Origin of the sequence: Saccharospirillum mangrovi (assembly GCF_003367315.1) — a bacterium.
Classification (GTDB): Bacteria; Pseudomonadota; Gammaproteobacteria; order Pseudomonadales; family Natronospirillaceae; genus Saccharospirillum; species Saccharospirillum mangrovi.
The window spans coordinates 2,068,367-2,082,528 of sequence record NZ_CP031415.1; the positions used below are offsets into that span (position 1 = coordinate 2,068,367).

15 protein-coding genes and 1 tRNA gene are annotated in these 14,162 nt (G+C 55.2%); 9 read left to right on the top strand and 7 right to left on the bottom strand.

Going from position 1 to position 14,162, the window contains the following annotated elements:
• Window positions 1–47: 47 nt before the first annotated feature.
• Window positions 48–704, top strand: a complete 657-nt coding sequence (gene queE / locus DW349_RS09940) for a 7-carboxy-7-deazaguanine synthase (protein WP_232819315.1) — start codon at window positions 48–50, stop codon at window positions 702–704.
• A gap of 189 nt (window positions 705–893) precedes the next feature.
• Entirely contained in the window at window positions 894–3,485 is a 2,592-nt protein-coding gene (gene acnB / locus DW349_RS09945; protein ID WP_108125477.1) for a bifunctional aconitate hydratase 2/2-methylisocitrate dehydratase, read from the top strand.
• Window positions 3,486–3,549: 64 nt separating this feature from the next.
• On the opposite strand, the gene DW349_RS09950 is transcribed toward acnB, so the two are convergent.
• Window positions 3,550–4,314, bottom strand: a complete 765-nt coding sequence (locus DW349_RS09950; protein ID WP_157954331.1) for a methyltransferase — start codon at window positions 4,312–4,314, stop codon at window positions 3,550–3,552.
• 48 nt (window positions 4,315–4,362) lie between these two features.
• Between DW349_RS09950 and DW349_RS09955 the strand changes: the two genes are divergently transcribed.
• Together DW349_RS09955 and DW349_RS09960 are read left to right on the top strand one after the other, a co-directional pair.
• On the top strand, window positions 4,363–4,812 hold the full coding sequence (locus DW349_RS09955) for a hypothetical protein (RefSeq protein ID WP_157954332.1): 450 nt from the start codon (window positions 4,363–4,365) through the stop codon (window positions 4,810–4,812).
• Window positions 4,813–4,883: 71 nt separating this feature from the next.
• Entirely contained in the window at window positions 4,884–5,360 is a 477-nt protein-coding gene (locus DW349_RS09960) for a copper chaperone PCu(A)C (RefSeq protein ID WP_198650480.1), read from the top strand.
• A gap of 78 nt (window positions 5,361–5,438) precedes the next feature.
• Here DW349_RS09960 and DW349_RS09965 read toward each other — a convergent pair whose 3' ends face one another.
• Window positions 5,439–5,987: a TetR/AcrR family transcriptional regulator gene (locus DW349_RS09965; RefSeq protein WP_108125480.1), complete on the bottom strand. Its 549-nt coding sequence runs from the start codon at window positions 5,985–5,987 to the stop codon at window positions 5,439–5,441.
• A 104-nt stretch (window positions 5,988–6,091) separates the two neighbouring features.
• Between DW349_RS09965 and DW349_RS09970 the strand changes: the two genes are divergently transcribed.
• The 5 genes from DW349_RS09970 to DW349_RS09985 all read left to right on the top strand — a co-directional run bounded on the left by DW349_RS09970 (window position 6,092) and on the right by DW349_RS09985 (window position 9,759).
• The gene (locus tag DW349_RS09970) at window positions 6,092–6,538 is read left to right on the top strand and encodes an HPP family protein (protein WP_108125481.1); all 447 of its coding nucleotides are present in this window, start codon (window positions 6,092–6,094) and stop codon (window positions 6,536–6,538) included.
• A gap of 375 nt (window positions 6,539–6,913) precedes the next feature.
• Window positions 6,914–7,084 (top strand): hypothetical protein, encoded by a 171-nt coding sequence (locus tag DW349_RS17545; protein WP_232819316.1) that lies wholly within the window; start codon window positions 6,914–6,916, stop codon window positions 7,082–7,084.
• Window positions 7,068–7,268 carry a copper chaperone PCu(A)C gene (locus DW349_RS17550; protein ID WP_232819317.1) on the top strand — a complete coding sequence of 67 codons (201 nt, stop codon included), beginning with the start codon at window positions 7,068–7,070 and terminating at the stop codon, window positions 7,266–7,268. Before DW349_RS17545 ends, DW349_RS17550 begins: the two co-directional genes overlap by 17 nt.
• Window positions 7,269–7,557: 289 nt before the next feature.
• Complete coding sequence (locus DW349_RS09980; RefSeq protein ID WP_108125483.1) at window positions 7,558–9,024, top strand: MFS transporter; 1,467 nt, start codon at window positions 7,558–7,560, stop codon at window positions 9,022–9,024.
• 108 nt (window positions 9,025–9,132) lie between these two features.
• Window positions 9,133–9,759: a TetR/AcrR family transcriptional regulator gene (locus DW349_RS09985; protein WP_157954334.1), complete on the top strand. Its 627-nt coding sequence runs from the start codon at window positions 9,133–9,135 to the stop codon at window positions 9,757–9,759.
• An 85-nt stretch (window positions 9,760–9,844) separates the two neighbouring features.
• Here the strand turns inward: DW349_RS09985 and DW349_RS09990 are convergent.
• The 5 genes from DW349_RS09990 to pheS form a co-directional block, all read right to left on the bottom strand.
• A tRNA-Pro gene (locus DW349_RS09990) sits at window positions 9,845–9,921 on the bottom strand.
• Between the two features lie 57 nt (window positions 9,922–9,978).
• Window positions 9,979–10,341, bottom strand: a complete 363-nt coding sequence (locus DW349_RS09995) for a MerR family transcriptional regulator (RefSeq protein WP_108125485.1) — start codon at window positions 10,339–10,341, stop codon at window positions 9,979–9,981.
• Window positions 10,319–10,621, bottom strand: coding sequence for an integration host factor subunit alpha (gene ihfA / locus DW349_RS10000; protein ID WP_108125486.1), 303 nt, complete (start codon window positions 10,619–10,621; stop codon window positions 10,319–10,321). The genes DW349_RS09995 and ihfA overlap by 23 nt, the downstream gene beginning before the upstream one ends.
• A 2-nt stretch (window positions 10,622–10,623) precedes the next feature.
• Window positions 10,624–12,999, bottom strand: a complete 2,376-nt coding sequence (gene pheT / locus DW349_RS10005; RefSeq protein WP_108125487.1) for a phenylalanine--tRNA ligase subunit beta — start codon at window positions 12,997–12,999, stop codon at window positions 10,624–10,626.
• 34 nt (window positions 13,000–13,033) lie between these two features.
• A complete protein-coding gene (gene pheS, locus DW349_RS10010; RefSeq protein WP_108125488.1) occupies window positions 13,034–14,050 on the bottom strand; it encodes a phenylalanine--tRNA ligase subunit alpha in 1,017 nt (338 codons plus the stop codon).
• Between the last annotated feature and the right edge of the window lie 112 nt (window positions 14,051–14,162).

Consider the following 14,162-nt stretch of genomic DNA (forward strand, 5'->3'; position numbering starts at 1 on the left):
TGCCGACAGCCAAACGGGCTAACCGGCACCCTACGAGCCGCCCCATCGTGACTTTCAGCGTTAAGGAAATGTTTTACACCCTCCAGGGCGAAGGCGCTCAGGCCGGTCGGCCGGCGGTGTTTTGTCGCTTCACCGGCTGTAATTTGTGGTCCGGGCGCGAGCAAGACCGATCTACGGCCGTTTGCACCTTTTGTGATACCGATTTTCTTGGCACTAATGGCCCCGGTGGCGGCCGCTTCGCCGATGCCAAGGCGCTTTGCGACGCCATTTCAGCACTCTGGCCCAACCCGAATGCTGGCCGTCCGTATGTCGTTTTCACCGGCGGTGAACCCAGCCTGCAACTGACCGAGGACTTGATCGACCAACTGCATCAAGCGGGCTTTGAATGCGCCATCGAAACCAACGGAACCCGGCCGTTACCGGCCAATCTCGACTGGGTATGCGTCAGCCCCAAAGGTCGTAGTGAAGTCATCGTTAAACGCTGCGATGAACTCAAACTGGTGTATCCGCAAGCCGAAGCGATGCCGGAACGGTTTGACCAAATCGACGCCCAATATCGCTTTCTCAGCCCGCTAAACCCCTGGGATGCTGCGCAAATTGCACCCGCAACTCAGTCGTCAACCCGCGCCGCTATCGACTATTGTCTAGCCCACCCGCAATGGCGCCTGACGGTGCAGATGCACAAGGTCGTCAACATCGCCTGAGGCGGCGTTTTCCGTGTGATCAGGCGCGACCTTCATTCATCTGATGAATACTGTTCATAAAGGCCCTTTACTTAACTTTTGTACTAGAATTCACTAAACTTCCGCGCCATTCAGCCAGTCCCGGTTGCGTACGCCCACCCAGCCGACGACCCTGCTGGCAATGCCACCCACCGTTTGGAGAGAGTTATCGTGTTAGAAGCTTACCGACAAGACGCGCAAGCGCGTGAGGCCCAAGGTATTCCGGCCAAACCGCTCACCGCTGAGCAAGTAACCGAACTGGTGGAGTTGCTGAAAAATCCACCGGCGGGTGAAGAAGCCTTTATCAAAGATCTGTTGGTCAACCGCGTACCGCCGGGTGTCGACGAAGCCGCTTACGTTAAAGCCGCTTTCCTGTCTGCGCTCGCCAAAGGCGAAGCGCAATCCCCGCTGATCGATAAAAAAGAAGCGGTAAAACTGCTCGGCACCATGCAGGGCGGTTACAACATCGAAACCCTGGTCAGCTTGCTAAAAGACGGTGAACTGGCCGACGTTGCCGCCGAAGAACTCAAACACACTCTGTTGGTGTTCGACGCGTTCCACGACGTTGATGAAATGGCCAAGAACGGTAACAGCGCTGCCAAGGCGGTGATGCAATCCTGGGCCGACGCCGAGTGGTTCCTGAACAAAAAAGAAGTTCCGGAAAAAATCACTCTGACGGTTTTCAAAGTGACCGGCGAAACCAACACCGACGATTTGTCTCCGGCGCAAGATGCCTGGTCGCGTCCGGACATCCCGCTGCACGCTCTGGCGATGTACAAAATGAAGCGCGATGGTCTGAACCCGGATAACGATGGCGAAATCGGCCCGATCCAACAGATCGAAACATTGAAAGAAAAAGGTCACCCTGTTGTGCTGGTCGGCGATGTCGTCGGTACTGGCTCATCGCGTAAGTCCGCGACCAACTCCGTGCTGTGGCATACCGGTGACGACATTCCGTTCGTGCCGAACAAGCGCACCGGCGGTTATGTATTGGGCAGCAAAATCGCTCCGATCTTCTTTAACACCATGGAAGACGCTGGCGCTCTGCCGATTGAAGTTGACGTCGACAAACTGGAAATGGGCGATGTGATCGACCTGTATCCGTTCGCTGGCAAAGTCGAGCGCAACGGTGAAGTTGTCGCCGAATTCGAATTGAAAACTCAGGTACTGCTCGACGAAGTACGCGCCGGCGGCCGTATCCCGCTGATCATCGGTCGTGGTCTGACCGATCGCGCCCGCGAAGCCATGAACCTGGAACCGAGCACTGTCTTCCGTCGTCCCGGTGCGGTGGCTGACAGCGGCAAGGGTTACACCCTGGCGCAGAAGATGGTCGGCAAAGCCTGTGGTCTGGACGGCGTGCGTCCGAACCAATATTGCGAACCGAAAATGACCACCGTGGGTTCTCAGGACACCACCGGCCCGATGACTCGCGACGAACTGAAAGACCTGGCGTGTCTGGGCTTCTCGTCCGATCTGGTGATGCAGTCGTTCTGCCACACGGCGGCTTATCCGAAGCCGGTCGATATCGAAACTCAGCACACCCTGCCCGACTTCATCAAGAACCGCGGCGGTGTGTCACTGCGTCCGGGTGACGGCATCATTCACTCCTGGCTGAACCGCATGTTGCTGCCCGATACCGTCGGTACCGGCGGCGATTCTCACACCCGCTTCCCGATGGGCATTTCCTTCCCGGCCGGTTCTGGCTTGGTTGCGTTTGCCGCCGCCACCGGCGTTATGCCGCTGGACATGCCGGAATCGGTTCTGGTGCGTTTCAAAGGCAAGCGTCAACCGGGCATCACGCTGCGTGACCTGGTGCATGCGATTCCTTACTACGCCATCCAGCAAGGCGAACTGACCGTCGAGAAGAAAGGCAAGAAGAACGTCTTCTCCGGTCGCATTCTGGAAATCGAAGGTCTGGAAGATCTGACCGTCGAGCAGGCCTTCGAACTGTCTGACGCTTCTGCTGAACGTTCAGCCGCCGGTTGCACCATCACGCTGTCTGAAGATTCCGTTGGCGAATACCTGCGCTCCAACATCGTTATGCTGCGCTGGATGATTGCCAACGGTTACGGCGATGCCCGTACGCTGGAACGTCGCGCCAAAGCGATGGAAGAGTGGCTAGCAAAACCGAGCCTGATGCGCGCCGATGCCGATGCCGAGTACCACACCGTCATCGAAATCAACATGGACGAAATCGTCGAGCCGATTCTGTGCGCGCCGAACGATCCGGACGATGCCCGTAAGCTGTCTGAAGTCGCTGGCGACAAGATCGACGAAGTCTTCATCGGTTCGTGCATGACCAACATCGGTCACTTCCGCGCTGCCGGCAAACTGCTGGACGCGCACAAAGCGCCAATTTCAACGCGGCTGTGGGTGTCTCCGCCGACCAAGATGGACCAGGCTCAGTTGATGGAAGAAGGCTACTACAACATCTTCGGCCGCGCCGGTGCGCGCACCGAGATGCCGGGTTGCTCGCTGTGCATGGGTAACCAGGCACGGGTAGCAGCCAAGTCGACCGTGGTCTCGACCTCCACGCGGAACTTCCCGAACCGCCTGGGTGACGGCGCCAATGTCTACCTGGCATCCGCCGAACTGGCTGCGGTTTCAGCGCTCTACGGCAAACTGCCGACACCGGCGGAATACCTGAAGATTGCTGCGGAAATCGACAGCATGGCGGGCGATATTTATCGCTATCTGAACTTTGATCGCATGGACGATTTCGTCAAAGCGGCCGATTCAGTGATCGCCACCTCAGCCGCCTGATTCCGAGGCTGCTGAAACAGAAAACCCCGCCAAGGCGGGGTTTTTTTATAACCGTCAAAAACGCTTAATGTTCCCGTCGCGCCAGAAACAGCACATAGCGCCCCAGATCGCGATAGGGCGCCTGCTCGCACAACTGCCGCTCCATTGCCAAGACATCCGCTTCGTCGTACCACGACAAAACCGTGGGCTCCGTCAAATCCGAAAAGGTGCGAATCCCAGCCTGTGAGATAACGGTATACCCGCCCGCTTCTAACTGCGCTTTCACGTCCGCGGGGTCCAACGGCGAAATCGGGGTCAACCCGCGACCGTCACCACCGAGTTGGTTGTCCCTGACTTTCGCCAGAGTACCGCGCATCAAATTGCGCATTGCCAGCATATGGCGGTTATATGCCATCACACCCAGAACGCCGCCGGGCTTTACCCAGTGCATCGCCCGCGCCAGCGTATTTTTCGGTTGTTCCAGCCATTCCAACACTGCGTGCAGGACGACCAGGTCGTAGGGTTGTGCTGGGGTAAAATCCAAAACTGAGGCTTGTTGAACCTGACAACGTCCGGCTTCGATGTCAGTCGCCAACGAAGCCTGTACGCGTTCAACCATTTCCGCCGAGACGTCGAAATAGTCGACGTGATGACCGCCTGCCAACAACCAGGCTGACATCTGTCCAAGGCCACCGCCGACATCCAACACCTGCAAAGGTTGCTGCAAATCAGCGTGCAGATGCGCTGAGTACAACTGAGTCAACAATGCCTGCCGCAAGCGCCCTTTCATGCCGCCATAAATTTGATCGGCAAAGCGGTCAGCCAGACCATCGAAACTGATATACGACATCCATCGTTTTCCTGGTTGTACAATGTCGGGCGGCATTCTACTCCCGCCATGTTGACCTCCCAATACCATCACCGTATTGACACTACCTTCAGCCAGCGCCGACACTGGCGTTTCGGTACCGGCTCCTGGATTCCAGCATTGAACCGTCGTTTACGCCATTTAGCTTTCAAACTGAGCCTGATCGCCTGGCTGGGTTTTATCGCCGTTCCTGCGGTTAACGCTCAAGGCGGTGACAAAGGCGTCTGGATTCGGGTGTGCCTGGGCACTGGAACCTCCTGGACGCAGCTTTCACTCGACGACAACGAACACCGCCCCGCCCAGAATAACCACTGCCCCTGCACCCAAAATACGCTGGATACTGCCTGGCATCCGATCGTTAAAACCCGACCGCCCCAAGCCGAAGTGGCCCCCAGTGTTTTCCTGACGGTCGCCCCAAAACCCCCTCAAGTCCTGCCTTATTTCAGCCGTGCACCGCCGCTCCTGACAGCTAACGCCTAATAAAAAACACTCAATTAATCGGCTTCTTTTACCGAAGCCAGAAGTGCATTCGTTATCACTCAGGAGTTGATATGACCCGTTTAGTAATGGCTTTCGCCACTCTGTGCGCCCTGATCGCCAGCCCAATGACCTGGGCACATGGCTATGAATTGGGCGAACTGAGCATTGAACACCCCTGGTCACGCGCCACCCCGCCGGGAACCCCAACCGGTGGCGGTTTTATGACCATTCACAACCACGGCAATGACAGTGATTTTCTACTTGGCGGCCACTCCGATTTCACTCAGAGCATCAGCGTGCATCAAACCCGCATGGACGAAAGCAACATGACCATGAAAATGGACGCTATGCACGACGGCCTGGAAATCCCAGCTGGCGGCTCGGTCACCTTGGAACCGGGCAGCTATCACTTGATGCTGATGGGGCTGCAATCCCCATTGAAAGAAGGTGAGCGCCGGACCATCACGCTGGAATTCGAACACGCCGGCAGCATTGAGGTCGACCTGGCGGTGGATGCCATTGGCGCCATGCCAGAACATAATCATTGATTGAGGGAACAGGATGTCGGCCGCTTAGGCCGACATCCACAGTACAACTCTCCAGAACCCAAACCCGGACAGCGTCTATCAGGCAATCAGTGCCTTTGCAGCACGCAGGCCCTTAATGGCAGCCTCCAGGTCATTGCTGACATAGGCGCTGCTGATCGCGCCTTCTTTCAGCAAACAGATTGAATCCAAAAACGCCTCGTCTTTGCTCACCAGATAATGGCCAATCCTTGCGCGGACTTGCTGTTTATGCAGCCGGCAATATTGAGCGATATCACTATTGACGTCTCCAAACTCCGCCGAAGTATTAACGAAGAAACAACCTCTGAACTTACCAAGCTCTTTGGCATCATCATGAATCCAGGCATCCAGCGCCTCAAAGAGGTTTTCGACAACTTCTGCATCAGTTTCCCCTTTGGCTAACTGAGGTTCCAACCACGCCAGAAATCGACGGTTCCGTTCTTTCAACGCCGCCAATACCAGCGCTTCTTTGCTGGGAAAATGGTGGTACAACGTTTTCTTGGCAATACCCGAAACCTTGAGTACTTCGTTGATGCCAATGGATTGCACCCCATGGCTGTAAAACAGCCCTAATGCGGTTTCTAACAACGCCTGACGTTTTTCATTCATGTCTGCCTCTGTGCGCAACATTGCATTGACACGAGTAGACCGATCTGTCTACCCTGATCATGTAGACAGATCAGTCTACCACCAAAACCACCAGGGGAAACGTCATGAAACCATTAATTCCAGCCCTGTTCGCGGGACTTGGAGCATTCATCGCCACGGCAGTGTTAACACTGCTGGATCAGAAAATAGCGAACGCCGTATTGATCATGGCGCCTTTCGGAGCAACCGCAGTATTAGTATTTGGCGTGCCCGCAAGCCCACTCGCTCAGCCCAAAAATGTAATCCTGGGGCACTTGCTGACGGCTTTTATTGGCGTTTTCTTTTCCCAAATCATCGGCGTTACTGCCTGGAGCCTGGCGGCTGCGACTGGTCTGGCGGTAAGTGCCATGCTGATTACCAAAACCACTCACCCGCCCGCCGGTGCCAACCCAATGTTGATCATGCTTACTGGGCAAAGCTGGATGTTTTTACTGACACCGGTCTTGCTTGGAGCGACGGTCATCGTTGCCATCGGTGCGATAATGCAACAACTGCAGAAACGCTTGCCCTGAAGTACATAACGGCAATGAACCGAATCAGCGACTGGCAAAATAATTTAGGAAAAGACAAAGTCGAAAGTCGGAAAGAATAAAACTCTATGAAATAGCATAATTAATCTAACGGGAAAATTTGATCGGGCATGTCAGAGTGGAATTAGCTTGGAGATAAACCCAGCGAAATAATGCACAGTAATTATGCCGCCACCAGCTATTTCAGCTTAGCCTGATATAGCTGGATTTTTCTTGCTTTTGGGGACAAGGTGCGTGTGCAATCCTATCTAAGCCGTGCCCCACCCTTTGCTGCTAACGTCTAACACCCAAACAACGATTAAGATGAGCGCCTAATGGCGACATCCTGGCTTGGAAATTTCCGTCAGGAGATTTGTTGTGTCTCGTATTTTGTTGTCTCTGAATCTTGCCACCAGCCTGCTGCTGTGCGCTGACCCGGCCTGGGCCTACGGCTACCAACCTGGCGATTTTGCGCATCGACCATCCCTGGTCACGCGCCACCCCACCCAGTACACCCACCAGCGGCGGTTTTATGGTCATTCACAATGACGGCACCACTGCCGATCGACTGATGGGTGGGCACTCAGACTTCACCCACAGCATCAGCGTTCACCAAACCAAGATGGAAGATAGCACCATGAAAATGCGGCCACTGAACCAGGGCTTGGAGATTCCCGCCGGCGGTTCGGTGGGCCTGGAAGCGCCTTTGGTTAAAGCGAACGGCGCACCATAACGCTGCAGTTTGAAAAGGCCGAAGAGATTGAGGTGAATCTGGCGGTTGATGCGATTGGGGCCATGCCCGAACACAACCACTGACCATCCGCTGAGCTCCTTCTAAACACCCCGTTAAACCGGCAATAGGCCGGTTTTTTCTTTTCTGGCGAGGCCACGACTCCCGAGCTTTCAAAGATCGAACCCTAGTTGGGTCGATTTTTAATCAGTTGAACATTGAAGTTCGGCATTCCGCACCTATAATTGTACTAAGTATATTTTTATATTTAGTTTATATAGGTGCTTGATACATGAATACCTTCACTAAGCCATCAACCGCCAGCACAGCGCGCGGCCCTAAATCACTGACTGAAGCCTGGCTGGCGTTGCTCGGCCTGTCAGCCGTCTTCCTCTTTGAAATGCTCGACAACTCCATTTTGAACGTCGCACTGCCGGTGATCGGCCGGGAACTGGAAGCATCCAACCTGGCGCTGCAATGGGTTACGGGTTCCTATGCGCTGGTTTTTGGCAGCCTGATGTTGTTGTTTGGCGCAGTCGCCGACCGTATCGGCCGACGCCGGGTCATGCTAGTCGGGCTGGCCATTTTAGCCATCGCCAGCCTGGCGACGGCCTTCGTCACCAATGCCACTCAATTAATCTGGGTCCGCATTGCCACTGGCGTGGCCGCAGCCATGACCACCCCTGGCTCCATGGCATTGGCATTTCGTCTGTTCACCGACGACAACCTTCGAGTGCGTGCCACCACACTCATCTCCACGGTCGGCCTGGTCGGCTTGGCGATAGGGCCTTTTGTGGGCGGCCTGGTATTGACCGTGGCGCCCTGGCAGGTATTGCTGTTGATCAACGTCCCAATAGCCTTGTTGGCCTGGCTGGGCATTCGAACTGGCATCCAGGCTGACCAAGCCGATGAATTACACCCAGATCCAATCGATGTGATCGGCGCTGTTCTCGGCACCGCGGCTATTGTCCTTGCCTTATTAACGCCGACCTTGTTTGAACAGCTTAGTTACCGGGAATTGCTGCCCTGGGTCTGTGCCGCCGCTGCACTGCTGCTGTTTTCGCTGTTTATTGAATGGGAACGTCAGGTAGCGCACCCGCTGATCGACCTCAGCCTGCTGGCCAATAAACTGGTCTCCAGTGGTCTCGCTTTTAATGCGGCCGCCGGCATCTGCATGGCGGGGCTGGGTTATATGATCACGCTGCAACTGCAACTGGGTTGGAACTGGAGCCCGGCGACCGCCGCTTTGGGTATGTTGCCGATGGTGGCTGTGTTGTTGTTACTCAGCCCTTTCGTTGAACCTGTGGTTAACAAGCTGGGTATGGAATTGTCGGCCAGTGTAAGCGCCAGCACCGTCGTCGCCGGGCTGATTTGCTACGGTCTGCTGGGCCAATTTGGCTATGTCTGGATCGCACTGTCGCTGACCCTGGTCGCCGCCGGCATGCGCTTTGTCGGCGTGGTTGCCGGCCTGAACATAGTGCGGGGATTACCAGACAACCGTACTTCCATTGGCGTCGCGCTGTCAGACACCGCTACCGAAGTCTCATCAGCGTCGTCCATTGCTATTGCCGGCACCATCATGGCGTTTCTATTCAGTGGCAATCTGACAGAAAGTCACTGGACCGGCCTGCAAACCCGGCAATTTCATCAGTCCATCGAGCTGGCTTGCTTGGTACTCAGCAGCATTGCAGCGACGCTGGTTGCCTGGGGCATCTATCAAAGCCACAACAGTAAAACGGCGCCAACAACGGCGTTGTAAACCTGCCCGGAAGTCCCGACTCGCCGAACCATTCGCTTTGTCTTTATAGAGTCATTGTTTATGCTCGATACCGTTTTGAACTCAGTACCGCTGACGCCTTGGAAAACTATGGATAGACGCACCCGCAAACGCCTCGCCACGCGCCAGAATATTTCTGATGTCGCGACTCGGCTCTTTATCGAACGCGGTTTCGATAACGTCACCATCGATGAAATCGCCGAAGCGGCGGACGTTGGCCGCATGACGGTGTTTAATCACTTTCCTCGCAAAGAAGACATGTTCTTCGATCGAAAGGGCGAAGGCCTGGCTATTTTTCAGCAAGCCTTAGCCACCAAAGAGCCAGCCACCCCACCGCTCAAAGCCCTATATTTAATGATTCTGCGCCTGGCGTCCGACGATCACCCAGCCATCCGATTCAATGCAGATTCGTTGGCATTCACTAACGCCATACGGAACAGCGACGCGCTGATGTCCAGCGTCAGGTTAATGCGCGATCAGTTTGTAACAACGGTGGCCGAAGGCATCGCCAAACAGCTGAACATGAGCGAACCCGACAGCGATATTCACCTGGGCACCCATCTATTATTCGCCACCCTAAGCGTTGCCTTTGTCGAAGCACACAAGAGCTTCAGCCAGCATCAAAACAGCGATGCGGCAAAGCAACGTTTTGTCGAGATCATGACAAAAGGATTCAGTGGCGTTCAATCAGCCTTGGCAGAGACCGACTTAGCCTAGCGGCTGAGTGTGGTGGCTGATACACGATTAATGGCCCCAAATGCAAAAAGCCGACACTGCAGAACAGTGTCGGCTTTTCTCAATTTGGTCGGGCATGCAGGATTTGAACCTGCGACCCTCGCCACCCCATGACGATGCGCTACCAGACTGCGCTAATGCCCGAAAACGTTGCGAATCATACGTTAAGCGATTGAAAAATCAAGCGTTTTGCGGCTGGGGTCAGCCGTCTGACAGCAGCTTCAGGACCGCTTCCAGCTCGCGGATCATGTCTTGAATCAGGGCCTGGTGTTGCTTGGCCAGCACGCTGTCGTCGGCGGGTTCAGACAGCTTTTGCCGAGCGCCGCCGATAGTGTAGCCATCTTCATAGAGCAGATTGCGGATCTGACGAATCAGTACTACGTCATCGCGCTGATAATACCGGCGGTTGCCGCGGCGCTTTACCGGACTGAGTTGCGGGAATTCCTGCTCCCAGTAGCGCAACACATGGGGTTTGACTGCACAGAGTTCGCTGACTTCGCCAATCGTAAAGTAGCGTTTTCCTGGGATGGTGGGCAGTTCGTTATTCTGGCTCGGTTCCAGCATAGGCCTCGACTTTCACCTTCAACTTCTGGCCGGGGCGAAAAGTGACGACCCTGCGTGCCGAAATGGGGATTTCTTCCCCTGTCTTCGGGTTACGACCTGGTCGTTGCCGCTTGTCCCTGAGATCGAAATTTCCAAAGCCGGACAGCTTGACCTGTTCGTTGTTGACCAGACAATCGCGGATTTCCTCGAAGAAGACTTCCACCATTTCCTTGGCTTCGCGCTTGTTCAAGCCCAACTCTTCGTACAGCCGTTCGGCCATCTCAGCTTTGGTCAGGGCCATGCTCAGTTCCTCAATACAGCGTCGTACCTTGTCTGTAAGGTCGTGATGATGGAATCCATCAAACTGTTTATTTCTTCGTCAGTTAGAGTGCGGGAAGGATTTTGCCAGGTCAAGCCCAGTGCCACACTTTTCCGTTGCGAATCAATGCCTTTGCCGCGATAGATGTCGAAAAGTGTCAGGCTTTCGAGATCGTCTCCAGCCTTCTCTTTAACACTGTTCATCAGCTCAGCAACCGGCGTTTCCTCATCGATCACAACCGCCAGATCACGCGTAGACGCCGGGTAACGGGACAGCGATTCAAACGCAGGCAATTCTGCGGGCAGCACGCGGTCTAAACGCAGTTCGAACATAAAAGTGGGTTGTTTCAAGCCCAGTTCGCGCGCCAACGTGGGATGTACCGCGCCAATGTAACCGACCAGTTTACCGTCGCGTTCAATGCGTGCGCATTGGCCCGGATGCAGCGCGGAATTCTGGCCCGGCACGAACTCAAAATTGACGCCTTTAACCAATCCCAGCACCTGCTCCAAGTCGCCCTTGATGTCGAAGAAGTCAACGGCGGCATTATCCGAATACCAGCCTTTGGGCCAACGGCCGCCGGTCGCAATCCCGGCCAGCATGTTCAATTGCTCAGTGCCGTTTTCGGTCGCGCGAAAACGCAAGCCGGTTTCAAACAGACGCACGCGCTCTTGCTGACGATTCAGGTTGTGACTCAACGCCTTGATCAGCCCCGGCCACAGTGACACGCGCATCACCGCCATGTCGGCAGAAATCGGGTTAGCCAATTCGATGCCACCCTCTTTAGGGAACATCTTGGTTTGCAACGACGGCTCAACAAAGCTGTAGGTAATAGCTTCCTGATAACCCAGGCTCGCCAGACGATCGACCAGTTTGGCGACATCGGTTTGTTGCTCAGCGCGGCCATGAGGTGACAGAGCAGCTTTTGGCACCGTCACCGGGAAGCGGTTGTAGCCGTATATGCGAGCAATTTCTTCAATCAGATCGGCTTCGATTGCCATATCAAAACGCCAGGACGGCGCTTGTACCGTCCATTGGCCCGCCACTTTACTGTCGAGGCCAAAACCCAAACCGGTGAGGATGCGTTCGATCTCAGTGGCATCGATTTGCATACCCAAGGCAGTGGTGACTCGATCAGCGGATAGCTCGATACGCGCAGGTTGCGGAATTTGCTCCGGCGCTTCTTCAATAACCAGAGGGCCAGGTTTGGCACCGCAAATGTCCATCAACAACTGGGTTGCACGTTCAACAGCGGTTTCCTGCAAGGCCGGATCAACGCCACGCTCAAAGCGGTGACTTGCGTCTGTATGCAGACCAAATTGACGCGCCCGGCCGGCAATTTCCACCGGGGCGAAGAAAGCACTTTCGAGGAACACTCGACGGGTTTCAGTGGAGACACCGCTTTGTTCTCCTCCCATGACGCCAGCCATCGCCAGCGGGCCTTTACCATCGGCGATCACCAGAACGGACGGGTCCAGTTCAATGGTCTGGCCGTCGAGCAACTCGAGTTTTTCACCCGCCTGGGCACGACGCACATCAATGCCATCGACCAAACGATCCAGATCAAAGCCGTGCATCGGCTGGCCAAGTTCCAACATCACATAATTGGTGACATCCACCACTGGATCGATGGAGCGGACGCCGCCACGACGCAACCGTTCGACCATCCAGACCGGCGTCGCCGCTGAGACATCGACATCGTTCAGCACACGACCGACGTAGCGCGGGCAACCTTGGGGGTCGCTGAGTTTGACGGCAAAGGTGTCGTTGTGAACCGCGGGTTGCGGTTCAATGTTTGGAGCCGTTACGGCTACGTCATTCAACACGCTGACTTCGCGTGCCAAGCCGGCGACGCTCAAGCAGTCGGCACGGTTAGGGGTTAAATCCACTTCGATGGCCAGATCATCCAGCCCGAGGAAACGACGCAGGTCTTCGCCGACGCTGGCCTCGCCAGGCAATTCCAAAATGCCGTCGTGGCTTTCAGACAAGCCCAATTCTTTTTCACTACACAACATGCCCTGGCTTTCAACCTGGCGAAGTTTGGCTTTCTTGATTTTGAAATCGCCCGGCAACACCGCACCAACTTGAGCGAGTGCGACCTTGATGCCGAGACGCGCATTCGGGGCACCACAAACAACCGTAACGGTTTCATTTCCGGTGTTAACTTGGCATACCTGCAATTTGTCAGCATTGGGGTGCGGCTCGCAACCGACGATCTCGGCCACGATCACACCGTCAAACGCTTCGGCAACCGGCTCGGCCCCATCCACTTCCAGGCCCGCCATGGTGATCTGATCCATCAGGGCCTGAGCATCGATTGCCGGATTGACCCACTCGCGCAGCCACTGTTCGCTGAATTTCATATGCTGTTAGATCCTATCGATTATCGTTGCCGGGCTAGTTGAACTGGCGCAGGAATTTGAGGTCGTTTTCGAAGAACAGGCGCAGGTCGTTGACGCCATAGCGCAACATGGCCAAACGTTCCACGCCCATACCGAATGCAAAGCCGCTGTAACGGGTTGAATCCACACCCGAGGCCTCAAGGACTTTCGGATGCACCATGCCGCAGCCCATGATCTCGATCCAACCGGTTCGACTGCAAACGCGGCAACCGTCACCGCCACAAATCACACATTCGATGTCAACTTCGGCCGACGGTTCAGTAAACGGGAAATAAGACGGGCGGAAACGCACCGCCAGTTCCTTTTCAAAGAAGACACGCAGAAATTCTTCGACGGTGCCTTTGAGATCGGCAAAGCTGACATCAGTATCCACCAGCAGACCTTCCATTTGGTGGAACATCGGCGTGTGGGTCAAATCCGAATCGCAGCGATAGACGCGACCTGGGCAAATGATGCGGAACGGCGGCTCGCCATTTTCCATGGTGCGCACCTGAACCGGCGAGGTGTGGGTCCGCAGCAGGGTGTTGGCGTCGAAATAGAAAGTGTCGTGCATGGCACGAGCTGGGTGATGACCCGGAATATTCAGCGCTTCGAAGTTGTGATAATCGTCTTCGATTTCCGGTCCGACAGCGACGTCGTAACCGATATTGACGAAGAAGGACTCCATGCGACGCAGCGTTTGTGTCACCGGGTGTAACCCGCCCATAGACTGGCGTCGACCCGGCTGAGTAACGTCAATCTTCTCCTCAGCCAAACGCGCACTTAACGCTTGCTCATCGAGATGCGCCTTACGGGCCGAAATGGCATCGGCTACCGCGGTTTTTACTTCGTTGATTTTCGCACCGGCTGCCGGACGATCTTCAGGCGACAATTCACCCAAGGATTTCAGCTGAGCGGTAATTTCCCCTTTCTTGCCCAGAAAGCGCACACGCAGCTCATCAAGCTCCTGTGGATTGGTGGCTTGTTGGACGGCTTCAAGCGCACGACCGTGCAGTTGAGTCAGGGTATCCATGAACAGCTAAACTCCCGTAGAGACGCGCTGGAAAAAGCCCTCACTATAAGGATGGGGCTGAAATAAGCAACTGATTGATAAGGCAAAATCCGTGATTTCACGGGATTGAATT

What these genes read in the sequence shown, in the direction of transcription:
- DW349_RS09980 (WP_108125483.1), top strand. Translation starts at nt 7,558, where the DNA reads ATGAATACCTTCACTAAGCCATCAACCGCCAGCACAGCGCGCGGCCCT.
- ihfA (WP_108125486.1), bottom strand. Translation starts at nt 10,621, where the DNA reads ATGGCCCTGACCAAAGCTGAGATGGCCGAACGGCTGTACGAAGAGTTG.
- DW349_RS09960 (WP_198650480.1), top strand. Translation starts at nt 4,884, where the DNA reads ATGACCCGTTTAGTAATGGCTTTCGCCACTCTGTGCGCCCTGATCGCC.
- DW349_RS09955 (WP_157954332.1), top strand. Translation starts at nt 4,363, where the DNA reads ATGTTGACCTCCCAATACCATCACCGTATTGACACTACCTTCAGCCAG.
- pheS (WP_108125488.1), bottom strand. Translation starts at nt 14,050, where the DNA reads ATGGATACCCTGACTCAACTGCACGGTCGTGCGCTTGAAGCCGTCCAA.
- DW349_RS09995 (WP_108125485.1), bottom strand. Translation starts at nt 10,341, where the DNA reads ATGCTGGAACCGAGCCAGAATAACGAACTGCCCACCATCCCAGGAAAA.
- DW349_RS09985 (WP_157954334.1), top strand. Translation starts at nt 9,133, where the DNA reads ATGGATAGACGCACCCGCAAACGCCTCGCCACGCGCCAGAATATTTCT.
- DW349_RS09950 (WP_157954331.1), bottom strand. Translation starts at nt 4,314, where the DNA reads ATGTCGTATATCAGTTTCGATGGTCTGGCTGACCGCTTTGCCGATCAA.
- pheT (WP_108125487.1), bottom strand. Translation starts at nt 12,999, where the DNA reads ATGAAATTCAGCGAACAGTGGCTGCGCGAGTGGGTCAATCCGGCAATC.
- DW349_RS17550 (WP_232819317.1), top strand. Translation starts at nt 7,068, where the DNA reads ATGGTCATTCACAATGACGGCACCACTGCCGATCGACTGATGGGTGGG.
- DW349_RS09970 (WP_108125481.1), top strand. Translation starts at nt 6,092, where the DNA reads ATGAAACCATTAATTCCAGCCCTGTTCGCGGGACTTGGAGCATTCATC.
- DW349_RS09965 (WP_108125480.1), bottom strand. Translation starts at nt 5,987, where the DNA reads ATGAATGAAAAACGTCAGGCGTTGTTAGAAACCGCATTAGGGCTGTTT.